We start from the raw sequence: 21,707 nt of genomic DNA on the forward strand, positions 1-21,707 counted from the left end.
CGGTGATCAGGCGCTGACCGACAGCGACTTGGCCGAGGCCGCCTGGATCTGCGACGCCTGGCGCTGGATCAGCTGCTCGACGAAATTGTACGACGAGGTCGCGCTGCTCGACGAGGAGCCGGTCGCCGCCGACGTCATCGTCACCTTGCTGCCGTCGGCGTAGGTGACGGAGGTGGTCACGCTGCCGTCGGAATTGGTGACGCTGGTCGAGGAGGAGCCGGACAGCGCCTGCAGCAGCGGATCGCTGCTACCGCCACCGCTGTTGCCACCGATCGCACCACCGCCGCCATGCGCGTGATGCCGACGGCCGATCTTCAGCGCCGACGACATCTCGTCCATGCTGACCTTGCCGTCGTTGTTGGCGTCCATCTTGCCGAACACCTTGTCGGCATTGGCGACGTTGGTGCCGCCGGCGCCGAGCGCGTTCTCGAACTCGCTCTTGGTGATCGAGCCGTCGCCATCGGCGTCGATCTGCTTGAACAGATCCTTCAGCGCGGAGTCGCGGGTCTTCGAGGCGGTCGAGCTGGAGCTGGAGGTCGACTGCTGGCTCTGCGCGTCGAGCAGCGCCTGCATGGTTTCCTGCGACAGCCCGCTCGACGGCAACGAGCCGGTGCCGCTGGTCGACAGGGTCGGGAACGACGACGTGCTCGTGCTGCTGCTCGAGCTGGCGAACGGGTTGGTGAAGCTGGTGCTCTGCGACGACGATTTCGACGTCGAGCTCAGCGTATTGAGCAGTCCGGACAGCGCGCCCAGCGCGCCAATGGCAGGCAGCATGATCGAAGCTCCGCATTACACCGCTGGCCGCGGCCGGCAACTACGCACGGATCATTCCAAGCTTCGGATCAGCAATCGCCGTGCCAGCCGCGAAGCCTCCGTAAATGCTGGCGTTTTTCGCGTGCGCCGGGCCGGCGAGACGGCAATTTCTGCCCCATACGGCACAACCTGCCGGGCCCGCACGGCCCGGACGCGAGCTCGGGATTTGCGGGGAACCAGCGCGGCGTGGTAGCGAAGATGATCCACCCCACACGCACCTGGAAGCCCTGATGTCCTCCTTCGCGCTCCGTCCGCTCGCCATTGCGCCCTCGATCCTCGCCTCGGATTTTTCCAAGCTCGGCGAAGAGGTCCGCGCGGTCGATACCGCCGGCTGCGACTGGCTCCATCTCGACGTGATGGACGGCCATTTCGTGCCGAACATTTCCTACGGCCCGGACGTCATCAAGGCGATGCGGCCGCACACCAAGAAGGTGTTCGACGCCCATCTGATGATCGCGCCGTGTGATCCGTATCTCGAGGCCTTTGCCAAGGCCGGCTGCGATATCATCACCGTGCACGCCGAAGCCGGTCCGCATCTGCACCGCTCGCTGCAGGCGATCCGTGCGCTCGGCAAGAAGGCCGGCGTCTCGCTCAATCCCGGCACGCACCCGAGCGCGATCGAATACGTGCTCGATGACATCGATCTGGTGCTCGTGATGTCGGTCAACCCCGGCTTCGGCGGCCAGGCGTTCATTCCGAGCGCGGTTCAGAAGATCAAGCAGATCCGCGCCATGGTGGCGGGCCGCCCGATCGACATCGAGGTCGACGGCGGCGTCTCCGACAAGGTCGCCGGCGAACTCGCCGCCGCCGGCGCCAACGCCTTCGTGGCCGGCTCCGCCGTGTTCAAGGGCGGCACGCTGGAGGCGTACAAGACCAACATCGCCGGCATCCGCAACGCCGCGCTGCAGGCGCGGGGCGAGGCGGTTTAAGTCGATCTGACGAGCCGCAAGCCGGGTGGCTTTCGGCTCGTTGGTTCGAGGCCAAACCGTGCAACGTTGTCATCCCGCCAGTCATCGATGAGACGTTGCAGCGCCTCCGGCCCAGCTTCCAACGCATCGAACGCCCGCCGCGTGACTTGCCTGTGGGTTGGATAAATCTCGGGGCTCTCCACCTGCGACCGCAGGATCCGCCGCGCCTCGGAGAGGTTCCCGATCAGAAAATGCGCAAGCGCGAAGTCGAGTTGCACCACCTCGAAGTCATCGCCGCTCCTTCGGCTGATATGCTGCAAGAACTGCGCTGGTCCTTCGATATCCCGTAACGCCTGGACCTCGTGGCGAAGGCACTGCTTCACCACTTCGGCCGCTTCCTCGACATCATCGACCTTGACGCGGTGGTCGTCAGGCCCGGCGATGATAGTCCCGTAGGTCAGCACGAGATTGTCGAGCGGGCGGTGCAGCGGCATCACCACCCTCCAAAGATCCATGTGGTGCTTCTGCGACGTCGTGTTCAGAAAGACCCCGCGCAGCACGTAGCTGGTCGGTGCGAGCACCAGAACGTCGCGACAGAGCACGGTACCAGGCACCGTGGGCTGGACCAACTTCAGGATCTTTGCCGAACGGCTCATGCTTCAAGCCCGGGCCACGTTCGCAGTGAAGTTCGATGACCGGAGTGTCATCACTCCTAACGATCCTAGCAAGAAGCGAGCATGAGCGAAGCGTTATACGGAGCTGACGCAGCTTTCCGGATGTCGCGACGCTCGTCCGGTTAGCTCGAGCAAACATCAACGCCATCATTGCCGGGCTTGACCCGGCAATCCATCACTCTTCGCAAAACGGCGCGCCGGCGCGCGCGATGGATGCGCGGGTCAAGCCCGCGCATGACGGGAGTGAATGTGGCTGCGGTTGTGAACGTCGTTAGGCCGCCGCCTAAGTGTCACACCGTCTCGTCCGTCATTCCGGGGCGCGCGATAGCGCGAGCCCGGAATCCATAACCCCTGTGCGCGTGGTGAAAGCACGACGGTCGAGCGCCGCGTTGAGGACGCAAGTCCAGGGGGGTATGGATTCCGGACTTGCGCGCGAGAGCGCGCAATCGGGAATGACTGGGCAAGGTCGGTAGCCCCGTCGCCTCCCCTGGATTTGACTGCGCTCCATCCGGACACGGGCCGATCGGACACGGGTGGGCGGCGCCCCCCACCGGCCTGCCCCCTCCCCGTCCCTAGCCCCTGCCCCGCCGATCTGCTAAAGCGCGGCGTAACCCCCAAAACCTACGAGTTTGCGATGATCCCGCGTTATACCCGTCCGGAAATGGCTGCCATTTGGGAGCCGCTGACCCGTTTCAAGATCTGGTTCGAGATCGAGGCCCATGCCTCCGACGCGCAGGCTGCGCTCGGGGTGATCCCGAAGGAGGCCGCCGAGGCGATCTGGAAGGGCGGCAAGGACGCCGCGTTCGACGTGGCGCGGATCGACGAGATCGAGCGCGAGGTCAAGCACGACGTCATCGCCTTCCTGACCCATCTGGCCGAGTTCGTCGGCCCCTATGCGCGGTTCGTGCACCAGGGCATGACCTCGTCGGACGTGCTCGACACCTGCTTCAACGTCCAGCTGACCCGCGCCGCCGACATCCTGCTGGCCGACCTCGACCGCGTGCTGGCGGCGCTGAAGGCCCGCGCGTTCGAGCACCGGATGACGCCGTCGATCGGCCGCTCGCACGGCATCCACGCCGAGCCGGTGACGTTCGGCCTGAAGATGGCCTATGCCTATGCCGAATTCAGCCGCGCCCGCGACCGCCTGGTCGCCGCCCGCAAGGAAGTCGCGACCTGCGCGATCTCCGGCTCTGTCGGCACCTTCGCGCATATCGACCCGCGGGTCGAAGAGCACGTCGCAAAGGCGATGGGCCTCGCGGTCGAACCGGTATCGACCCAGGTGATCCCGCGCGACCGCCACGCGATGTTCTTCGCGGTGCTCGGCGTGATCGCCTCGTCGATGGAGCGGCTCGCCACCGAGATCCGCCATCTGCAGCGCACCGAAGTGCTCGAGGCCGAGGAGTATTTCTCCGAGGGCCAGAAGGGCTCGTCGTCGATGCCGCACAAGCGCAACCCGGTGCTGACGGAGAACCTCACCGGCCTCGCCCGCATGGTGCGCGCCTATGTGATGCCGGCGATGGAGAATGTGGTGCTGTGGCACGAGCGCGATATCTCGCACTCCTCGGCCGAGCGGATGCTGGCGCCCGACGCTACCGTGACGCTGGACTTCGCGCTCAACCGCCTCGCCGGCGTGATCGAGAAGCTGGTGGTGTATCCGGAGAACATGACCAAGAACCTCGACCGCCTCGGCGGCCTGGTGCACTCGCAGCGGCTGCTCACCGCACTGACTCAGAAGGGCTGCTCGCGCGAGGAGAGCTACAAGCTGGTGCAGCGCAACGCGATGCCGGTGTGGCGCGGCGAAGGCGACTTCCTGACGCTGCTGAAGAACGACCCGGGCATGAAGAAATACATGACCGACGCCGAAATCGAAGAGCAGTTCGACCTCGGCTATCACCACAAGCACGTCGACACCATCTTCAAACGGGTGTTCGGCGAGAGCTGAGGCAAGGCGCCAGCAGCGGCGCGCAACGAAAAGCCCCCGGTTTGCGGGGGCTTTTTTGTGGCTGCAGCAAGCCTGATAGTTATGGGACCGGCCGCCCGCTCGAGCACCGAGATCTGGTGCATACCTCGCCACGTCATGCCCGGCCTTGTGCCGGGCATCCACGTCTTCAGGCCGATCTGCAACAAAGGCGTGGATGGCCGGGACAAAGCCCGGCCATGACGAAGATCAGCAAAGAGCCGCCGCTTACGCCGCTTTGGCGAAATGCTGGGCGAGGCCGGCGAACAGGCCGCGGCCGTCGGTGCAGCCCATGATGTCTTCGACGTGGTTTTCCGGATGCGGCATCATGCCGAGCACGTTGCCGCGCTCGGAGACGATGCCGGCGATCGAGGCGGCGGCGCCGTTGATATTGTGACTCTCGCCGACTTCGCCTTCCGGCGAGCAGTAGCGGTACAGCACCCGGCCATCGCCCTCGAGCCGCTTCACGGTGTCTTCGTCGGCTTCGTAATTGCCCTCGCCATGCGCCACCGGCACCTTGATCACCTGGCCGGCCTTGTAGCCGCGGGTGAACGGGGTGTCGTTGCGTTCGACGCGCAGATGCACGTCGCGGCAGATAAACTTCAGCCGCGCGTTGCGCATCAGCACGCCCGGCAGCAGGCCGGACTCGCACAGGATCTGAAAGCCGTTGCAGACGCCGAGCACCAGGCCGCCACCAGCGGCGAACTTGCGCACCGCGTCCATCACCGGCGCCCGCGCCGCAATCGCGCCGCAGCGCAAGTAATCGCCATAGGAGAAGCCGCCCGGGACGACGACCAGGTCAGTGCCCTTCGGCAGCTCGGTTTCGGCGTGCCACACCATCGCGGCGTCGTTGCCGGAGACGAGTTTCAGCGCCCGCGCCATGTCGCGCTCGCGATTGATACCGGGGAAGACGAGAACGGCGGATTTCATGCAATTTCCGATTTCGCGTAGAGCGGGCCTGAGACGATCTCGTCGACTGCTATTTGTCAGGTCGAGATGGTCGGTGCGTCATTCAGTTCGAGACGGCGCTCAATGTGTTCGAGCCGGCCGTCGTAGCGACCAAGGATTGCGTACACGTTCTGGACGTCCTGTTGCATGGAAATCAAATAGCCACGCATGGCGTTCATTTCGGACTTCAGTTCGTCCACCTTATGGTCGACCTTGTCCAATCGCTGCTGAACCTGCTTCAGCACCTCGAAAATCAACTCATTGCTCACGTCAGCCATGACCTGATCCTCTGAACGTCGGCTTAGCCCAGCACCTCGACGCGATAATTCTCGATCACGGTGTTCGCCAACAGCTTGTCGGCGGCGTCCTTGAGGGCGGCTTCGGCCTTGGCCTTGTCGGCGGCGCCGTCGAGCTCGATGTCGAACACCTTGCCCTGGCGCACGCTGGCGATGCCGGCGACGCCGAGCGACTTCAGCGCGCCCTCGATCGCCTTGCCTTGCGGATCCAGGATGCCGTTCTTCAAGGTAACAGTGACTCGTGCCTTCATGGTCGCCTCGATGATCCCCTCGTCATGCCGGGCAGAGCCTCCGCCCCATCCGTCATTCCGGGGCGCTCGCGGTCAGCGAGCGAACCCGGAATCTCGATCGTTCTATAACTTCTGGATTCCGGGTTCGCGCTGGCGCGCGCCCCGGAATGACATCGCTTGGAAACGCGCTTGCGCCCGCCGCCTTGAGCCTCAGCCCTTCACCAGCACCGGGCCGGAGCCGACCGGGCGCTCGTTTTCCATCAAGATGCCGAGGCGCTTGGCGACTTCGGTGTAGGCCTCCAAGAGGCCGCCGAGATCGCGGCGGAAGCGGTCCTTGTCGAGCTTCTCGTTCGACTTGATGTCCCACAGCCGGCAGCTGTCCGGCGAGATCTCGTCGGCAACGATGATCCGCATCATCTCGCTTTCGAACAGCCGGCCGCACTCCATCTTGAAGTCGACCAGCCGGATGCCGATGCCGAGGAAGAGACCGGTGAGGAAATCATTGACGCGGATCGCCAGCGCCATGATGTCGTCGATCTCCTGCGGCGTCGCCCAGCCGAACGCGGTGATGTGCTCTTCCGAGACCATCGGGTCGTTGAGCTGATCGTTCTTGTAGTAGAACTCGATGATCGAGCGCGGCAGCTGAGTGCCCTCTTCGATCCCGAGCCGCTGCGACAGGCTGCCGGCGGCGACGTTGCGCACCACCACCTCGAGCGGCACGATCTCGACTTCGCGGATCAGCTGCTCGCGCATATTGAGGCGGCGGATGAAATGGGTCGGCACCCCGATGTCGTTGAGGTGCTGAAACAGGTACTCGGAGATCCGATTGTTGAGGACGCCCTTGCCCTCGATCACCTGGTGCTTCTTGGCATTGAACGCGGTGGCGTCGTCCTTGAAGTGCTGAATCAGCGTTCCGGGTTCCGGACCTTCATACAGCACCTTGGCCTTGCCTTCGTAAATGCGACGTCGCCGGCTCATGGGGATGTACCGTGTTTTGTTGAAATCCATCGGGTGGTGGGCTCCGTCTGACGAAAGCGGCCCACGGCGGAGCTGCCGAAAGGCCAGGAATAGGAAACAGAACGAGAACCCAGCCTCGCTGCAACCTAGCTGATTGGCCCCCCCGATACAATCGATCCGGCCGGGTGGCCCGGGAGTTTTACCCCTCGCTGTGCGCCATTGTGGCAGTTGTCTTAACGGGCGGCTCTGGATATCTAGGCATCGAACCTGCCCACCGCAAACCGGCCCTTCTGCCGGCTCAAGATCGGAACAACAGACATGACCACGTTCGACAAGCGCGAAGAAGGCTTCGAGAGGAAGTTCGCGCTCGACGAAGAGCAGAAGTTCAAGGCCGAGGCGCGCCGCGACAAGCTGCTGGGCCTCTGGATCGCCGAGAAGCTCGGCCTGTCCGGCGACGCTGCCGCCGCCTATGCCAAAGAGGTGGTGATCGCCGACCTGGAAGAGGCCGGCGACGACGACGTGGTGCGCAAGGTCACCAAGGACCTCACCGACAAGGGCATCAACCTGCCGGAGACCGAACTGCGCGCCAAGATGGCCGAGTTCTACGCCCAGGCGGTGCAAGAGGTGAAGGCCGGAACCTGACGGGTTCCCGCCGGCCGCCGCGGCGGCCGCCTCATTGCTAGATCGAGTTTTCAAATGCCCGGGCCTGTCCCGGGCATTTTTGTTTCGGCTGCAGGTTGTCGGGGAGCACAGCCGAAGGTGTCCCGCTCTGCGACAGCCCGCCTGGCTCGAATTAACGTTCGGCACGCAGGCGGAACAAAGCGACGACGAATCACTGCGAATCGGCGCAGCCGCGGTAGCGAACGCTGCAGGTTGTGCGTCGGTATTCCCGCTCACACCAAGGCTGGAGGCCGCCCCCTTGCCCAGGGTCGGTGAACGGCGCGGAAGAGTTAACATTCCCGGTCGAATGATCTGAACGCGGCGGGGGCGACGGCCGCGACGGCGGCCTGCCACATGATCCCCCGTCAGGGCCGGGGCGAGGCTCCTCCGGAAGCGCTCGCGGCGACGTCCCCCTTGCCGCCGAAGCCATGGCGCTGCTGGACGACGCCTACACCCCGCCGAAGCGCGAAGTGGTGCGGCGAGGGCCGAGGAGGATGAAGTAGGCGGAGCAATCAGCGCCGGATTCGCCGGAGAAAACCTGCAGTCGCCACAGCATCACCCTCCCCCTTGCGGGGAGGGTCGACCGGCGAAGCCGGTCGGGGTGGGGGGCGGCGAGTCACAGCGCCCGTTGAATTGGCGCCTGGCTCGGCTTCGAGAAGACCTAGCAAGTAGCCCGCATGAGCGCAGCGACATGCGGGAGCCCATCGACAAGAAAACCCACATCTCGCTTCGCTCATGCGGGCTACGCTTGCTCATGCGGGCTAAGCTCGCTGACCGGGTGGAGGTGCAATAGGCGCCGCGACTGCGCGCTACGCGTCACGCCGCCACCACGCTGATCCGCGCCGCCGCGCGCGAGCGTGGCTTTTTGCGGATGACAATTTCGATGTCCTGATCGAGCGCGTTGAGCAACGTCATCAGCCGCTCGACCGAAAAGCCTTCGAGTTTGTAGTTGCGCAGGGCCGAAACCTTAGGCTGGTTGATCCTGAGCCGCGCGGCGGCGGTGGCTCGGCTCAGGCGAGCACGGTCGATCACCGCATTCAGAGCGTAGGCAAGCCTGAGCTTGGTCTGCCTCTCCTCCGCGTCGGCCATGTCCAGGTCCGCAAACACATTTCCGCTGCCGCGGGTGATCTCGGCTGCCGCGCTCCGGTCGATGCTCTTGCTCACCATGATCAACCTCCATCGTGATGTTGAGCGTCCTGATCCGCCGAGCCAGGAATTGACCTTCACCGCAACGCAGTCGAGGTCGGCAGCCATGCTACATGGATTGCTCGCTGATCGCAGCTACGACCTCCCCCCAAACAGCCCGTTCAACTCCGCGCCCTTGGTCGCCCCGGCGAAGGCGGTGAACGTGCCCTGCTCGGCGATCTCGCGCGCGGCGCCGAGGAAGCCGGCCCAGGCGCAGCGCGCCAGCGAGCCGCCGACGCTGATGCGGCGGACGCCGAGGTCGGCGAGCATCGGCACCGTCATGCTCGGCTGCGCGATCAGCACATTGAGCGGCTTCGGCGCCACCGCCTTCACCAGCGTGGTGATCTCGGCCTCGGTGGTGACGCCCGGCGCATACAGGCAATCGGCGCCGGCCTCCGCGAACGCCACCAGCCGCGCGGTGGTCTTGGCGAGATCGCGCTCGCCCTTGAAGAAACCCTCGCAGCGCGCCACCAGCACGACGTCCTCGCCCGATGCGTCGATCGCCGCCCGCGCCGCCTTGATGCGCTCGGCGGCGAGCACATCGTCGTAGAACGGCTGCGCCGGATCTGTGGTCGTATTCTCGATCGACAGCCCGGCGATGCCGGTGGCGATCGCGCGTGTGACATTGGCGGCGACGCCGTCGGGGCTGTCGGCAAAGCCGTTCTCGAAATCGGCATTGACCGGCAGATCCACCGCCGCGCATAGCGTGGTCAGATGCGCCAACACGTCGCCGCAGCTGACCTGATTGTCCGCCCGCCCCGCCGACCACGCAAAGCCGGCGCTGGTCGAGGCCAGCGCCTGAAACCCGAGCGACGCAAGAGCCCGCGCCGAGCCGACATCCCACGGATTCGGCAGCACGAAGCAGCCCGTCTCGTGCAGCTTGCGAAACGTGGCGCGCTTGGCGGCGGTGCTGATCATCGGCGATCTCCCTGTGATGTTTTGCTGTTGTTGGCCGGACGCTAGCACGGTGCCGGCCGCGGCGTCGAAGCCGCCGATGACAACCGAGGTGTCCCACCCTGCGACAGCCACCACCCCACGCCTTAACGTTCCGAACGCAGCCGGAACAAAGCGGTGACGAATCACAGCGAATCGGGCCGCGCGAGAAGCGGCGAGCTGCATCTCGCGCGGAGGCGAGCTTGCGTACACAAGAGATGGACATGCGAAAACGCGGCACGACCGGACCGAGGGCGAAAAACGTTAACGAGAGAGACCGGGGACAGCGCGCTGGCGCCGAAGCGGAGTGAACGCGCCTCGGCCGGAACTGTCGGTCATTCACGCGCAACAGCAAGCTCCGCTCGCCCCGCCGACTCCATTCCTAAGGGGATCTTTTGGGATTTCAGCCGTTTAAGTGATATAAGAAGGTGGGAGAAAGTCCGATGTCCGGCCACCGCAACGCTACTGCCGACTTGATCGCGGACCTGGCGCGGCGGCACCGGGTTGAGCTTACCGCGACGGAATCCGATGTCCTCGCGCGTCACATCAGCCGGCTGGCGGGTGACGATGTCGTTTTGGACGATATCGAGCAGACGTTGATGTCCCTGCAGCGCGCCGGACATCTGAGCCGACGCGAACTGGTGCGCTTGCAAGCGCGCTATCTGCGCGAATCCAGGCCGTGACGTTCGATCCCTTCGGCGATTTTGAGACGCAAGGCTATTTGCGTAATTTCGAGAAGGAGAAAGACCTCGGGATCGTGCGCCGGCTGGAGCATACGTCGTTCACAACTGGCCTGCCCGAAGCCTTCACGCACCTCGCTCAAGTTGATATCATTCAATACGAGCACGTTCTGGACACCCATCGCATCCTATTCGACGCGATCTATCCCTGGGCCGGAGAGGATCGTACACAGACGGCTCCTCTGCTCGCCGTCAGCAAGGCTGGGGTCTTGTTTGCGCATCCTGCAGACATCCGATCTGCGATCGACTATGCGCTTAAGCACGGTCAAAACCGGGACGTCATGGCGGCCAGAGCCGGCGAAGTCATGGGTTATCTGGCCTACGGCCACCCATTCCTCGACGGCAATGGGCGCACCATCATGGTCATTCACTCGGTGCTGTCGCAACGAGCCGGCTTCAGCATCGACTGGGCGCAGACCGACAAGACTGAATATCTTCGCGCCTTGACCAAAGAACTCGAGACCCCAGGCAAGGGCATTCTCGATAACTACCTGCAACCGTTCATCGGAAAGCCGATCGCGTACGAACGCCTCGGAGACATCGTTCTCCAGACACCGGGACTCGCCGGCAACGTGGAGGACACGAATGTCGTTGCGGGTAATGCCTCCGAGCCGGGGTTACAGGCCCAGTACGAACAACACAGAACGATGCGGAGCTAGCGTTGAATCTCCGCCCTATACGCACGGCGTTTGGTAGCTGAAGCATGACTCGCGCAGGGTTCATGACGCAACGCTAAGAATCTCCAACTCCTGTGCCCCCTTCCCCACCACGTCGCCGACGCTCTTGCCCATCAGCAAGCGCGCCACCGGCGATACGAACGAGATCGTGCCCTGCTTCGGATCGGCTTCGTCTTCGCCGACGATGCGATAGGTTTGGACGCGGCCGTCGGCGCGGCGGAAGGTGACGGTGGAGCCGAACGCGATCTCGTCGGTCGAGGCAGGATCCGGCATCACTTGCGCGCTGCGCACCCTGGCTGCGTAGTAGCGGGCGTCGCGCAGCGGGATGGCTTCGGCGCGGCGGCGCTCGTTGACGTCCTCGATCGAACCAGCGGCTTCGAGCGCGGCGCGGGCTTGCGCCAACTGCGCCTCCAGCGCCGCCAGTCCGGCTGCGGTGACGAGGTTCGGGTGCGGCGAGATCGGCCGATCCGGCAGCACGGTCTCCGAGGCGGTCTCGGCACTATCTTCCTTGGTGAAAGCGACGCTCAAGGTGAACTCCATTGACGGTCGCCGGACGGCGGCCTGACGCAACGACACAGCGCTCCCCGATCAAGAGGCGCGGACCCGTTCGGCAAACTCCCACCAGTGGATCTTGTTCGCCATCCAATTCCAATCCGCCATCGGTGAGGTCGATGGCAGCACATAGATCGATGTCGTTCCGATGCTTTCCTCATAACGCCCCAGGCCGACCCTGCGGCCGACGAACCGCTTCGCAGCTTCCAAACTGGTGAAGGCGAGAAAGTCGGGCCGGTTCTCTTCGATCTTCCGTCTGAGCACCACCCGATGTTCCGGCCGCGGCCGAACCTCATGATCGCTTCCGGCCACATCCTTGCACAGGTCCGTCAGGCCGATGCCGAATGTCGTAACTTCGCGAAACTCGTGCGGCGCCAGCTTTCGGGTCGTGAGGCCGGTTTCGCTGAGGACGCTCCAGAACTTGTTCCGGCCGTGCGCATAATAGCTTTGCGCTTTCTCCGACGCACGGCCGGCGGCGGTGCCGCAGAACACAACTCTGAGCCCGCGCTGCAGAACGTCAGGCAAGATGACCTTGGGCAAGCTCACCTGACCTTGCTGGCGCGCCTCCTCCACTCAGTTCGCCCGCGTCCAGGTGGCGGACTTGCAGATCATGCCGCCCATCGCGCAGCCCTGGGTGGTCAGCGTGCCGCCGGAGAGGTTCATCTTGCCGGTGTAGGTCTTGCCGTCCTCCGGATTGAAGGCGCTGCCGGCCCAGGCGTTCGGGCCGGTCGGCTTCATGTCGAAGAATATCTTCTGGCCGACCTTGGCGGGGGTCTCGACGCCCGGCTTGAGCCACACCAGCGTGCCGCACACCGCGCCGCCGCAGGGCGCGAACTTGACCTTGGAGGCGCCGGTCTCGCGCAGCCAGGTGCCGGCGACGTCGTCGGCGCGCGCGCCTGTGGTGGCCAGCGCTGCAGCGAGCAGGCCGAGGCCGGTGAGCCATCCCGCGCGGCGCATCGTCGATGTCGTTGTCATGTCCCCTCCCGATTGCTTGTGCTGCGGCGAGCCGCCGCTTGGTACGAGCTGAACGTGCGCCGCGTCGCAAGTCAACGGGGCCTGCCGAACGCAAACAACTCGCTTGCCGGAAAGATCACGCCAGCCAGTTCTCGACTGCCAACCCCTGCACGCGACCAAACCCCTGCGTGTTCGCGGTGACGATGGTCGCACCGAGCGACTTGGCATGAGCTGCGATCAAGAGGTCGTTGCTGCCGATCGGCGCGCCTGCTGCTTCAAGCGATGAGCGGATCGCCCCATAGACTTCGTCGGCGGGCGGCTCGAACGGCAGCGCGTCGATTTCTTCGAGGAGATCGGCGACGGCCTTGGTCAATCTGACCGACCCGCTCTTGGCACAGCCGTAGCGGAGTTCGGCGGCGACGATGATACTCGTGCAGACGTTGCCCTCCCCGACCTCAGCGATGCGGCGAACAGCAGCGCCGTGCGGATTGCGGATCAGATCGGAGAGAATGCTGGTATCGAGCATATAGCGCGTCACAGTACCTTCTCCGGCGCCGGCGCGGGATCGTCGATGACGGGGAACGGCTCGTCGACCGGCGTCATCGATTTCAACAAAGCGATCAGTCCGCGTTTGCGGACCGGCTCGATCACCAGCCGATCCCCCTCGCGGTGCATGATCGCCTCGTTGCCGGGCATCTCGAATTCCACCGGAATGCGAACGGCCTGATTGCGGCCGTTACGGAACAGACGGACGTGCCGCCGATCGGTCATGGGCAGCCTCCTTCAGACATATGCCAAAAGCATATGCCGGGCGAAACGCCCTCGCAAGGGCGCCTACTGCGCCAGCGCCGCCTCCAGCCGTTCCAGCACCGCGGCGGTGTCGGCGGTGACCTCTGCGGCCTCCACCCACACCACGCGGTAGTCGCGCTCTTCGAGCCAGCCCTTGCGCGCGGCGCGGTCGGCGGCGACCGCCTCGCTCTCACCGTCGTTGATCAGCTCGATCGCGACGCGGCGGGTGAAGGAGACGAAATCCGGGATGTGGCGGCCGACCGGGGTCTGGCGCTTGAAATTGCCGGCGAAGCGGCGGTCGGTGCGCAGCTTCTCCCATAAGAGCCGCTCGGCGTCGGTGGGATTGCGGCGGAGCAGCCGCGCCAGCCCGCGCAGCGAGCCGCCATCGGCTTCCGCGCCGCCGGAGGCGCGCTCGGCAAGCAGCGCGCGTAGCCGCGTCGCCTGCTCGCCGTCAAGCACGCCGCCCTTGGCCGGGCCCTTGCGGCCGTCGGCGATCGCCATCACCACGCCGTGCAGCGTGTGCATGTCCTGCTTGCTCGGCTCCATCCGGGTGAAGATGTTGCGCAGGTTCACCAGCATGGTGTCGCGCTTTTCCGGCGGGCGGAGGAATTCGACGCGGTCGAGCTCGGCGACCAGGTTGGAAAAGAACGCATCGATCTGATGCTGCGAGGCGCGCGGGCTGCGCTCGGGCATCTCGTAAGGCAGCGCATTCTGCGTGGCGTGCTTGAACCACTCGTAGCCCATCAGCAGCACCGCCTGGGCGAGGTTCAGCGAAGCGAACGCCGGATTGACCGGGAAGGTGACGATGCGGTTGGCGAGCGCGACCTCGTCGTTCTCCAGGCCATGGCGCTCGCGGCCGAACATGATGCCGGTGGTGCCGCCCGACGCAGTCTCGGCGACGATCTCCTGCGCGGCGGCTTCCGGCCCGCGCACCGGCTTGGCCTGGTCGTGGGCGCGCGCGGTGGTGGCGAACAGCAGCGTACAGTCCTTCACCGCATCGGCGACGCTGTCGAACAGCTCGACCGCGTTCAGGATGTGGTCGGCCCCGGCGGCGGAGCGCTGGGCGGCAATGTTCGGCCAGCCGTCGCGCGGCTTTACCAGCCGCAGCCGGGTCAGCCCGAAATTGCCCATCGCGCGGGCGCACATCCCGATGTTTTCGCCCAATTGGGGCTCGACCAGAATCACCACCGGGCCGTCGAGCGCGGCCGGGGGCTTGGATCGGTCGGTGCCGGAGCCGGACATGGGCAGGTCTTTCAAAAACGGGCGCCCTCGGAGTGATCCGAGGCGGCGCGGGAGGATCGGGGAAAGCCGCGGCTGGGCGGGCCGGACGCCGGCGGCCGCCGCGCCTTTCCGTTGCCAAGGCGGCGGCGATTTCTCAAGCAAATAGTGGATTTGCCGGCCGGTTTGAACCGCTGTGAAGTACGCTTGACACAGCGCGCGCCCTACCCGCTTCCGGTTGCGGCACGCCTTGCGATCGCGGCGTTCCCGAGCCATGCGGAGCGGCGCTGCGAATCCGTCCAAATTGCTTCCGCAATCGCCTTTCGGCCCGTCCGGCGCGGTGCTATAGCGGGCGCGGCTTTAGTCCAATTCCCGCCCCTTTAAGCGCAGAATCACAAGAAGGCCCGATCCCGCATGGCGAAAATCAAGGTGACCAACCCAGTCGTCGAACTCGACGGCGATGAAATGACCCGCATCATATGGCAGATGATCAAGGACAAGCTGATCACGCCGTTCCTCGACGTGGAACTGATGTATTTCGACCTGGGGATGGAGCACCGCGACGCGACCGACGATCAGGTCACCATTGATGCGGCGAACGCCATCAAGCAGGTCGGCGTCGGCGTGAAGTGCGCCACCATCACTCCGGACGAAGCCCGGGTGAAGGAATTCGGCCTGAAGAGCATGTGGAAGTCGCCGAACGGCACCATCCGCAACATCCTCGGCGGCGTGATCTTCCGCGAGCCGATCATATGCAACAACGTGCCGCGCCTGGTGCCGGGCTGGACCAAGCCGATCGTGATCGGCCGTCACGCTTACGGCGATCAGTATCGCGCGACCGACATCAAGTTCCCCGGCCCCGGCACGCTGACGATGAAGTTCGTCGGCGAGGACGGCTCGGTGATCGAGCGCGAAGTCTTCAAGGCGCCCGGCGCCGGCGTCGCGATGTCGATGTACAACCTCGACGAGTCGATCAAGGATTTCGCCCGCGCCTCGCTGAACTACGGCCTGATCCGCAACTATCCGGTCTACCTGTCGACCAAGAACACCATCATGAAGGTGTACGACGGTCGCTTCAAAGACATCTTCCAGGAGATCTTCGACAACGAGTTCAAGGCCGAGTACGACGCCAAGGGCCTGACCTACGAGCACCGCCTGATCGACGACATGGTCGCGTCGGCGCTGAAGTGGTCGGGCGGCTATGTCTGGGCCTGTAAGAACTACGACGGCGACGTGCAGTCCGACACCGTGGCGCAGGGCTACGGCTCGCTCGGCCTGATGACCTCGGTGCTGATGACGCCGGACGGCAAGACGGTGGAAGCCGAAGCCGCGCACGGCACCGTCACCCGGCACTATCGCGAACACCAAAAGGGCAAGGCGACTTCGACCAACTCGATCGCCTCGATCTTCGCCTGGACCCGCGGCCTCGCGCATCGCGCCAAGCTCGACTCCAACGAAGAACTCGCCCGCTTCGCCGACACGCTGGAGAAGGTCTGCGTGCAGACCGTCGAAGCCGGCTTCATGACCAAGGACCTCGCGCTCCTGGTCGGCGCCGATCAGCGTTGGCTGTCGACCGAGGGCTTCCTCGACAAGGTCGCGCAGAACCTGCACAAGGCGATGGACGCCAAGGCCGCCTAATCAGCGCGTCGACTGAATGAACAAAAGGCGCGGGATCCCTTCCCGCGCCTTTTTCTTTGCGGCGCCGATCGGTTTAATGTTCGGCATCAACCTCTCGCAGACTGACAGAAAGCCACGGCCACGCTCATGACGTCACTGCTGACCTTCTGCGCCGCTGCGCTGATGGAGATCGCCGGGTGCTTCGCGTTCTGGGCGTGGCTACGACTCGACAAATCGCCGCTGTGGCTGATCCCCGGCATGCTCGCCCTGGCGCTGTTCGCTTACTTGCTGACGCTGGCCGACAGTCCGCTGGCCGGCCGTGCCTACGCGGCCTATGGCGGCATCTACATCGCCAGTGCGCTGGCCTGGGGCTGGGCGGTCGAAGGTAATCGTCCCGACCATTGGGACGTGATCGGAGCCGCGATCTGCCTGGTCGGCATGAGCGTGATTCTGTTCGGACCGCGCTCGCTGCCAGCGTAGGCCGCTTCTCGACCCTGACGCAGCTGGCATTTCATTCCGCACAGCGAACTTCGAGCTTTTCTCGACTCCGCGCCGCGCGTAGCGGTGTCGTCGTCGGACTTCGGTGTCATAGTGCTGCTCATTGTCACCAGTGGTGTTCAACGGCGGAAGCATGACTTTGGAGCACAGGTGGACGGGCGCGATCTCGCAGCTCGATCTGGCCAGCGGCGTTCTGCAACAGCCCGACGGGGATTGGGTCGACGAACAGCTGCATCACGGCACCAAGGTGGTCGTCATCCTGCGCGGCGCGATGCGGGCACGGATCGACGGTTGCAACGGCGAGTTCAGCATCGCCGGCCCCACGGTCTGCGTCATACGCTCGCCAGCCGATGCCTGCGGTCGGCAGATGGTGAGCGCCGATGAGCCACTGCATTACGTGATGGTCAAGGCGGCCCTTGAACCCGGCAGCAAGGCCGAGTCCGCAAGCGATCCGTTGGCGTCGCTGATCCCGATCGATCGGCCCAGCCTGCAACACATCGCGGCGCCCCGCGCGCTGCAGGCGCTGTGCACGCAGCTCGAAGTTTGCCCCTTCGTCGGCGCAGCGCGGGACCTGTTCCTGTCCGCCAAGGCACTCGAGATCCTCGCCTTGGCCTGCGACGCGATCGAGACCAACTCCGCGATCGAGCCCCCGCGACGTTCACTTGGCGATGTCGAACGCTTGAAGAAAGCCCGCACCATCCTCCTGGAGCGGCTCGGGGCTCCACCGAATTTGCCGGCATTGGCCGCAGCGGTGGGATTGAACACCCGCAAGCTGACGGACGGTTTCCAGGCGGCGTTCGGGACCACCGTGAACGATTTCCTGCAAGACGCACGTTTGAACGAAGCGTATCGGCTGCTGTCGAGCGGCGCCACCAACGTCTCGGAGGCCGCGCATCGCGTCGGCTACACGCCCGCTTACTTCTCGGCAGTTTTCAGAAAGCGCTTCGGGGTTTCTCCGCGCGACCTGCTGTAATTCCATTCCGCGCACGCCTGATCCCACCGCCGACGTAGAACCTTTGTAATCTTAAGAATTCGTCCGGAAATCAAAAGTCCGACGACTTGTCGCATTCCTCACAGTCACGCTTCTGTGCCGCGTCCTGGAGGAATATCAAGATGACAACACAGCGGCGCTGCACCGAACTACACAATTCACGACAGCTCGCGATACGCCGAGGCAGTAGACTCGCCGCCTCGTTGCCGATGAGCGCGCTGCTGTTGGTCGGCGCCGTCATCGAGGATGCACGGGCTCAGGCTACTACACCGACGCCCGCCGTCCCGACGGCGAGCGCGCTGCCTCCGGTGGTCGTCAGCGCACCGAAGCGCAGCAAGCCGAAGCGGGCCGCCGCACGGCCGGCCGCGATCGCTGCTCCCGCAGCGCCTCCCCGCCAGACGTCGCGCCCAAGCACCGCACGCGCCGCGGACGGACCGGGCTACGTGGCGCGCACCAGCACGACGGGGACCAAGACCAACACGCCGCTGATCGAAACGCCGCAGTCGATCTCGGTGATCAATCGTCAGCAGATGGACGCGCAGAACGTTCAGTCGGTGACCGACGCCTTGCGTTACTCGGCCGGCGTCGCAACGACCACGCCGGCGATCTCGCAACGTTTCGACACGTTCAGCATTCGCGGTTTCGATGCCAGCAGCACCGGAATTCTCCGCGACGGCCTGCGCGGCACGACCGCCCAAGCCTGGCCGAAGACCGAGCCTTATGGTCTCGAACGCGTCGAGGTCCTGCGCGGGCCGAGCTCGGTGCTGTACGGTCAGAACGCACCGGGCGGCCTAGTCAACCTCATCACCAAGCGACCGCTCGACACACCGTTTAACGAAGTGATGCTGCAGGGCGGCAGCTTCGATCGGCTGCAGGGGCAGTTCGATCTGAGCGGACCGATCGACAAGGACGGCCAGTTTCTCTATCGGCTGACCGGACTGGCGCGGGATAGCAATACACAGTTCAAGGCGATCCCGGACGACAAGCTGTTCATCGCGCCGGCGTTCACCTGGCGGCCGGATATCGACACCACGCTGACCATTCTGACCGACTACAGCTACGAGAAATTTGGTCCGCCGCGCCCGTACATTCCGATCCAGGGCACGCTGCTTCCGAACAAGAACGGGCAATTGCCGCGCAACCAGTTCCTCGACCAGCCCGGGCTCGCCAACGATCGCACGCAATACTCGGCCGGACACCTATTCGAGCGGCATCTCGACGACACCTTCACGATGCGGTCGAATTTCCGCTACGGCCACGTCGACCTTTTGACCAACACTGCGTCGGGCATGAGCCTTGCGGCCGACCAGCGGACGCTCAACCGTGCGCTGTATCAATTCCGCATCGTCGGCGACACCTACGCGTCTGACAATCAGATCCAGGCCGACTGGTGGATGGGCTCGACGCAGTTCGTGTCACTGGCTGGCGTCGACTATCGCCGTTCGACCGAGGACTACTATCTCAACAGCGGTCGCGCTCCGTCGATCGACATCTTCAATCCCGTCTACGATCAACCGATCGGCGTGGCAGCCACACCAAACGCCTCGACGTGGCAGACCTCCGACCAGGTCGGCATTTACGGCCAACAACAGATCAAATTCGACGGACGCTGGGTGCTGAGCCTCGGCGGCCGGCAGGACTGGTCGAACACCGCCACAGATAACCGCCTCAAGAGCTCGACTGCGACGCAGGACGACAAAGCGTTCACCTACCGGGCCGGGCTGGTCTATCTCAGCGACGTCGGCCTCGCGCCCTATATCGGCTATTCGACCTCGTTCAGCCCGGTGCTCGGCACCGACTTCTACGGGCAGCCGTACAAGCCGACCACCGGGCGGCAGGCGGAGATCGGCGTCAAGTACCAGCCGGCGGGGGCGACCAGCTTCGTCACCATGTCGGTGTTCGACCTCTATCAAGAGAACGTGCAGACAACCGATCCGAACAACTCGCTCAATCGTCTTCAGGTCGGCGAGGTGCGGTCCCGCGGATTCGAACTGCAGGGCGTCGCCGATCCGATCGCAGGCCTCAATCTGGTGGCCTCCTACACGCACACCGACCTGACCGTGACGAAGAGCAATAACCTGGTGGAGCTCGGCAACCGCCCAACCGGGCTGCCGGCGGACACCGCATCGTTGTGGGGAGACTACACTTTCCAAAGTGGAGCACTGACCGGCTTCGGCGCCGGCTTCGGAACGCGCTACGTCGGGGAGACGTTCGCCGATGCCGCCAACACCATCGGCGTGCCGTCCTACGTGCTGTTCGACGCAGCGCTGCACTACGACCTCGGCCAGCTTCACCGCGACCTGAAGGGAATGCGGCTCGCCATCAACGCCACCAACCTCACCAACAAGCAGTACTACGTGAGCTGCTCCACCACGAGCTGCAACGCCGGCTTCGACCGCTCGGTCATAGCCAGCCTTCGCTACCGTTGGTGAGCTTTTAGGAGAGATACAATGCGCTTCGTGACTTACGTGGCCCGGGCCGCGATCGTTGCAGCGTGGGCGGCAACCATGCCGTGCCCCGCTTCGGCACAAGAGCTGCGGCCCGAGCTTACCCAAACCAACGTTACCTATCGCGGCGAGCATCGCTGGGCGTGGCGATCGGAGGACGGTGAAACCGGCACCTTGCGCCTCGGCTTCACCGCGCTGCCGAGCGGCGATTATCTGGTCGCCGGCTCGTTGATGCTCGACGACGCCGAACTCGGCGCCAGCGGATCTGCTCGGTGGCGGGGCGACCGCTTGATCGTCGATCTCATGGTCAGCGGCGGAGTTCGCGCGCAGGCTCCGGACGAGGCCAAGCAGCGGCTGTTCGCGCAGGGTGAGGTGCCGAAGCAGATCGACTCGGCTGGTTTCGCCAGCTTTCGTGCCGAACTGTCGAAGAACCTCGACGGTGTCAGCCAGCAATATCAGACCAACGTGGTCACCGGCGGCAAGGTACAAGGGCCCTTCTATCGCAACGGGACATTGAAGCTGCTGTCGCGGTGATGACGCGCCCGGATCGCCCCGTGCGGCGGCTGTCGGCCCGCCGCATCTGGCGCATGCTGCACCTTTCGCTCGCCCTCACCGTCGGGGCTGCCTTTGCACTGATCGGCGCGAGCGGCGCGCTGCTGGTCCTGAAGGAGCCGTTGCTCACATTTGAAGTCGGACGAGAGATCGTCAAACCGCCCCGCATGTCGGGGCGGCCGGACGCCAGCGCCGATACGTGGATCGCGCGGGCGAGCGAGCGCTATCCCGACCTGAGGGTAATGGGAGCCAATGCGCCGGGCGCGGGATTCCTGCCCGGCGACGCGGCGATCGTATTCGGCCGCCTGCTTCCCGGCGAACTCGGCGTGGTGTTCGTGCATCCCCAGAGCGCCGAGCCGCTCGGGCTGTTCGCGTTCGATCAATCGTGGTTCGCAGCGGTGGTGAATCTGCATCGCCGATTGCTGTTGCTGAGTTCGCTAGGCGCAGACGTGGTCGCCTGGTGCGGCATCGGCCTAGCGCTGTCGCTCCTGTCGGGCGTGTATCTGTGGTGGCCGCGGCAGCGAAAATGGTGGCGATCATTCTCCATCGGCTCATCGGCTGCCGGTCGGCGGCATCTCATCGAATGGCATGGCGTGTCGGCCGCATATTTGCTGGCACCGATGCTGGTGTTGGCGGCAACCGGAGTGGCTCTGTCCAAGCCGCAGTGGCTGGGACTGTCCGGCCCGGCACCGGCCAAACCAGCGTCCCAGGCGACACCCCCGTCCTGTGCTGCGGGCAATGACCTGAGCGGCGCGTTGAGCGCTGCGGCGCGGGCTCAGCCCGGCAGGCAGATTGTCGGAGTGGTTCTACCGCGAGGCCCCGCCGGCGCTTATCAAATCAGGTTGCGTTCACCGACATCGATCCCCAGCGACCTGACCTTCGAGGTCAGAACGGGATGTGCCACGCCTGTGGTGGAAAAGGTTGAGACCGACTCCGCGCTCCGGCGCGAGTGGCTGAACCCACTGCACGCCGATCTGCGGCTCGGCCTGCTGGGACAGGCCGTCGTGTTCATCTGCGGCATGGCGTTGCCAGCGCTGTACGCGACCGGGCTGTGGCTGTGGATATGGCGCCGGCGAAACGGCTGAGTGCCCTGCGGGTACGCGTAGCCGTC

Annotated in this window: 25 protein-coding genes; 11 read left to right on the plus strand and 14 right to left on the minus strand. The window is 64.8% G+C overall.

Annotated elements, in window-relative coordinates:
* Window positions 1-6: 6 nt before the first annotated feature.
* On the minus strand, window positions 7-774 hold the full coding sequence (locus LRC39_RS19570) for an EF-hand domain-containing protein (protein WP_346295357.1): 768 nt from the start codon (window positions 772-774) through the stop codon (window positions 7-9).
* Between the two features lie 269 nt (window positions 775-1,043).
* Here LRC39_RS19570 and rpe point away from each other — a divergent pair, with 269 nt between their 5' ends.
* On the plus strand, window positions 1,044-1,742 hold the full coding sequence (rpe, locus tag LRC39_RS19575; RefSeq protein ID WP_346295358.1) for a ribulose-phosphate 3-epimerase: 699 nt from the start codon (window positions 1,044-1,046) through the stop codon (window positions 1,740-1,742).
* Here rpe and LRC39_RS19580 read toward each other — a convergent pair.
* Complete coding sequence (locus LRC39_RS19580) at window positions 1,739-2,377, minus strand: hypothetical protein (RefSeq protein ID WP_346295359.1); 639 nt, start codon at window positions 2,375-2,377, stop codon at window positions 1,739-1,741. The two genes, rpe and LRC39_RS19580, sit on opposite strands and share 4 nt — an antisense overlap.
* 652 nt (window positions 2,378-3,029) lie before the next feature.
* Between LRC39_RS19580 and purB the strand changes: the two genes are divergently transcribed.
* Complete coding sequence (purB, locus tag LRC39_RS19585; protein WP_346295360.1) at window positions 3,030-4,337, plus strand: adenylosuccinate lyase; 1,308 nt, start codon at window positions 3,030-3,032, stop codon at window positions 4,335-4,337.
* 243 nt (window positions 4,338-4,580) lie between these two features.
* On the opposite strand, the gene purQ is transcribed toward purB, so the two are convergent.
* The 4 genes from purQ to purC all read right to left on the minus strand — a co-directional run bounded on the left by purQ (window position 4,581) and on the right by purC (window position 6,804).
* Window positions 4,581-5,282 (minus strand): phosphoribosylformylglycinamidine synthase subunit PurQ, encoded by a 702-nt coding sequence (gene purQ / locus LRC39_RS19590; RefSeq protein WP_264053095.1) that lies wholly within the window; start codon window positions 5,280-5,282, stop codon window positions 4,581-4,583.
* Window positions 5,283-5,338: 56 nt separating this feature from the next.
* A complete protein-coding gene (locus LRC39_RS19595; protein WP_107356561.1) occupies window positions 5,339-5,578 on the minus strand; it encodes a hypothetical protein in 240 nt (79 codons plus the stop codon).
* A 23-nt stretch (window positions 5,579-5,601) separates the two neighbouring features.
* Window positions 5,602-5,847 (minus strand): phosphoribosylformylglycinamidine synthase subunit PurS, encoded by a 246-nt coding sequence (gene purS, locus LRC39_RS19600; RefSeq protein WP_011159358.1) that lies wholly within the window; start codon window positions 5,845-5,847, stop codon window positions 5,602-5,604.
* A gap of 189 nt (window positions 5,848-6,036) precedes the next feature.
* The gene (gene purC, locus LRC39_RS19605) at window positions 6,037-6,804 is read right to left on the minus strand and encodes a phosphoribosylaminoimidazolesuccinocarboxamide synthase (RefSeq protein WP_199851757.1); all 768 of its coding nucleotides are present in this window, start codon (window positions 6,802-6,804) and stop codon (window positions 6,037-6,039) included.
* A 297-nt stretch (window positions 6,805-7,101) separates the two neighbouring features.
* On the opposite strand from purC, the gene LRC39_RS19610 reads away from it, so the two are divergent.
* Window positions 7,102-7,425 carry a DUF1476 domain-containing protein gene (locus tag LRC39_RS19610; protein WP_107345553.1) on the plus strand — a complete coding sequence of 108 codons (324 nt, stop codon included), beginning with the start codon at window positions 7,102-7,104 and terminating at the stop codon, window positions 7,423-7,425.
* Between the two features lie 834 nt (window positions 7,426-8,259).
* On the opposite strand, the gene LRC39_RS19615 is transcribed toward LRC39_RS19610, so the two are convergent.
* Both LRC39_RS19615 and LRC39_RS19620 read right to left on the minus strand, forming a co-directional pair.
* Window positions 8,260-8,610, minus strand: coding sequence for a helix-turn-helix domain-containing protein (locus tag LRC39_RS19615; RefSeq protein WP_346295361.1), 351 nt, complete (start codon window positions 8,608-8,610; stop codon window positions 8,260-8,262).
* A gap of 114 nt (window positions 8,611-8,724) precedes the next feature.
* Window positions 8,725-9,546: an isocitrate lyase/PEP mutase family protein gene (locus LRC39_RS19620; protein WP_346295362.1), complete on the minus strand. Its 822-nt coding sequence runs from the start codon at window positions 9,544-9,546 to the stop codon at window positions 8,725-8,727.
* A 458-nt stretch (window positions 9,547-10,004) separates the two neighbouring features.
* Between LRC39_RS19620 and LRC39_RS19625 the strand changes: the two genes are divergently transcribed.
* Together LRC39_RS19625 and LRC39_RS19630 are read left to right on the plus strand one after the other, a co-directional pair.
* Window positions 10,005-10,244 carry a hypothetical protein gene (locus LRC39_RS19625; protein ID WP_346295363.1) on the plus strand — a complete coding sequence of 80 codons (240 nt, stop codon included), beginning with the start codon at window positions 10,005-10,007 and terminating at the stop codon, window positions 10,242-10,244.
* Window positions 10,241-10,960 carry a Fic/DOC family protein gene (locus LRC39_RS19630; RefSeq protein ID WP_346295364.1) on the plus strand — a complete coding sequence of 240 codons (720 nt, stop codon included), beginning with the start codon at window positions 10,241-10,243 and terminating at the stop codon, window positions 10,958-10,960. Before LRC39_RS19625 ends, LRC39_RS19630 begins: the two co-directional genes overlap by 4 nt.
* Window positions 10,961-11,020: 60 nt before the next feature.
* Here the strand turns inward: LRC39_RS19630 and greA are convergent, their stop codons facing one another.
* The 6 genes from greA to LRC39_RS19660 all read right to left on the minus strand — a co-directional run bounded on the left by greA (window position 11,021) and on the right by LRC39_RS19660 (window position 14,515).
* The gene (gene greA, locus LRC39_RS19635; RefSeq protein ID WP_346295365.1) at window positions 11,021-11,506 is read right to left on the minus strand and encodes a transcription elongation factor GreA; all 486 of its coding nucleotides are present in this window, start codon (window positions 11,504-11,506) and stop codon (window positions 11,021-11,023) included.
* Between the two features lie 60 nt (window positions 11,507-11,566).
* Entirely contained in the window at window positions 11,567-12,103 is a 537-nt protein-coding gene (locus tag LRC39_RS19640) for a mismatch-specific DNA-glycosylase (RefSeq protein WP_346295366.1), read from the minus strand.
* Window positions 12,104-12,505, minus strand: coding sequence for a DUF2147 domain-containing protein (locus LRC39_RS19645; RefSeq protein ID WP_263989343.1), 402 nt, complete (start codon window positions 12,503-12,505; stop codon window positions 12,104-12,106).
* Between the two features lie 115 nt (window positions 12,506-12,620).
* Window positions 12,621-13,022, minus strand: a complete 402-nt coding sequence (locus LRC39_RS19650; RefSeq protein WP_346295367.1) for a type II toxin-antitoxin system VapC family toxin — start codon at window positions 13,020-13,022, stop codon at window positions 12,621-12,623.
* Complete coding sequence (locus LRC39_RS19655; protein ID WP_164571669.1) at window positions 13,019-13,255, minus strand: antitoxin; 237 nt, start codon at window positions 13,253-13,255, stop codon at window positions 13,019-13,021. The genes LRC39_RS19650 and LRC39_RS19655 overlap by 4 nt, the downstream gene beginning before the upstream one ends.
* Before the next feature lie 63 nt (window positions 13,256-13,318).
* Window positions 13,319-14,515: a TrmJ/YjtD family RNA methyltransferase gene (locus LRC39_RS19660; RefSeq protein ID WP_346295368.1), complete on the minus strand. Its 1,197-nt coding sequence runs from the start codon at window positions 14,513-14,515 to the stop codon at window positions 13,319-13,321.
* A gap of 390 nt (window positions 14,516-14,905) precedes the next feature.
* Between LRC39_RS19660 and LRC39_RS19665 the strand changes: the two genes are divergently transcribed.
* From LRC39_RS19665 to LRC39_RS19690, 6 genes are all read left to right on the plus strand, one after another.
* Window positions 14,906-16,129 (plus strand): NADP-dependent isocitrate dehydrogenase, encoded by a 1,224-nt coding sequence (locus LRC39_RS19665; protein WP_107345565.1) that lies wholly within the window; start codon window positions 14,906-14,908, stop codon window positions 16,127-16,129.
* A 126-nt stretch (window positions 16,130-16,255) separates the two neighbouring features.
* On the plus strand, window positions 16,256-16,588 hold the full coding sequence (locus LRC39_RS19670; protein ID WP_346295369.1) for a YnfA family protein: 333 nt from the start codon (window positions 16,256-16,258) through the stop codon (window positions 16,586-16,588).
* Between the two features lie 130 nt (window positions 16,589-16,718).
* Window positions 16,719-17,579: a helix-turn-helix transcriptional regulator gene (locus tag LRC39_RS19675; RefSeq protein ID WP_346297530.1), complete on the plus strand. Its 861-nt coding sequence runs from the start codon at window positions 16,719-16,721 to the stop codon at window positions 17,577-17,579.
* 227 nt (window positions 17,580-17,806) lie between these two features.
* The gene (locus tag LRC39_RS19680) at window positions 17,807-20,029 is read left to right on the plus strand and encodes a TonB-dependent siderophore receptor (protein WP_346295370.1); all 2,223 of its coding nucleotides are present in this window, start codon (window positions 17,807-17,809) and stop codon (window positions 20,027-20,029) included.
* An 18-nt stretch (window positions 20,030-20,047) separates the two neighbouring features.
* A complete protein-coding gene (locus LRC39_RS19685; RefSeq protein ID WP_346295371.1) occupies window positions 20,048-20,578 on the plus strand; it encodes a hypothetical protein in 531 nt (176 codons plus the stop codon).
* Window positions 20,579-20,598: 20 nt separating this feature from the next.
* A complete protein-coding gene (locus LRC39_RS19690) occupies window positions 20,599-21,681 on the plus strand; it encodes a PepSY-associated TM helix domain-containing protein (RefSeq protein ID WP_346295372.1) in 1,083 nt (360 codons plus the stop codon).
* Window positions 21,682-21,707 lie beyond the last annotated feature (26 nt).

Source organism: Rhodopseudomonas sp. P1, assembly GCF_039642825.1.
GTDB lineage: Bacteria > Pseudomonadota > Alphaproteobacteria > Rhizobiales > Xanthobacteraceae > Rhodopseudomonas > Rhodopseudomonas palustris_H.

What these genes read in the sequence shown, in the direction of transcription:
- LRC39_RS19570 (WP_346295357.1), bottom strand. Translation starts at nt 774, where the DNA reads ATGCTGCCTGCCATTGGCGCGCTGGGCGCGCTGTCCGGACTGCTCAAT.
- rpe (WP_346295358.1), top strand. Translation starts at nt 1,044, where the DNA reads ATGTCCTCCTTCGCGCTCCGTCCGCTCGCCATTGCGCCCTCGATCCTC.
- LRC39_RS19580 (WP_346295359.1), bottom strand. Translation starts at nt 2,377, where the DNA reads ATGAGCCGTTCGGCAAAGATCCTGAAGTTGGTCCAGCCCACGGTGCCT.
- purB (WP_346295360.1), top strand. Translation starts at nt 3,030, where the DNA reads ATGATCCCGCGTTATACCCGTCCGGAAATGGCTGCCATTTGGGAGCCG.
- purQ (WP_264053095.1), bottom strand. Translation starts at nt 5,282, where the DNA reads ATGAAATCCGCCGTTCTCGTCTTCCCCGGTATCAATCGCGAGCGCGAC.
- LRC39_RS19595 (WP_107356561.1), bottom strand. Translation starts at nt 5,578, where the DNA reads ATGGCTGACGTGAGCAATGAGTTGATTTTCGAGGTGCTGAAGCAGGTT.
- purS (WP_011159358.1), bottom strand. Translation starts at nt 5,847, where the DNA reads ATGAAGGCACGAGTCACTGTTACCTTGAAGAACGGCATCCTGGATCCG.
- purC (WP_199851757.1), bottom strand. Translation starts at nt 6,804, where the DNA reads ATGAGCCGGCGACGTCGCATTTACGAAGGCAAGGCCAAGGTGCTGTAT.
- LRC39_RS19610 (WP_107345553.1), top strand. Translation starts at nt 7,102, where the DNA reads ATGACCACGTTCGACAAGCGCGAAGAAGGCTTCGAGAGGAAGTTCGCG.
- LRC39_RS19615 (WP_346295361.1), bottom strand. Translation starts at nt 8,610, where the DNA reads ATGGTGAGCAAGAGCATCGACCGGAGCGCGGCAGCCGAGATCACCCGC.
- LRC39_RS19620 (WP_346295362.1), bottom strand. Translation starts at nt 9,546, where the DNA reads ATGATCAGCACCGCCGCCAAGCGCGCCACGTTTCGCAAGCTGCACGAG.
- LRC39_RS19625 (WP_346295363.1), top strand. Translation starts at nt 10,005, where the DNA reads ATGTCCGGCCACCGCAACGCTACTGCCGACTTGATCGCGGACCTGGCG.
- LRC39_RS19645 (WP_263989343.1), bottom strand. Translation starts at nt 12,505, where the DNA reads ATGACAACGACATCGACGATGCGCCGCGCGGGATGGCTCACCGGCCTC.
- LRC39_RS19655 (WP_164571669.1), bottom strand. Translation starts at nt 13,255, where the DNA reads ATGACCGATCGGCGGCACGTCCGTCTGTTCCGTAACGGCCGCAATCAG.
- LRC39_RS19660 (WP_346295368.1), bottom strand. Translation starts at nt 14,515, where the DNA reads ATGTCCGGCTCCGGCACCGACCGATCCAAGCCCCCGGCCGCGCTCGAC.
- LRC39_RS19665 (WP_107345565.1), top strand. Translation starts at nt 14,906, where the DNA reads ATGGCGAAAATCAAGGTGACCAACCCAGTCGTCGAACTCGACGGCGAT.
- LRC39_RS19670 (WP_346295369.1), top strand. Translation starts at nt 16,256, where the DNA reads ATGACGTCACTGCTGACCTTCTGCGCCGCTGCGCTGATGGAGATCGCC.
- LRC39_RS19680 (WP_346295370.1), top strand. Translation starts at nt 17,807, where the DNA reads ATGAGCGCGCTGCTGTTGGTCGGCGCCGTCATCGAGGATGCACGGGCT.
- LRC39_RS19685 (WP_346295371.1), top strand. Translation starts at nt 20,048, where the DNA reads ATGCGCTTCGTGACTTACGTGGCCCGGGCCGCGATCGTTGCAGCGTGG.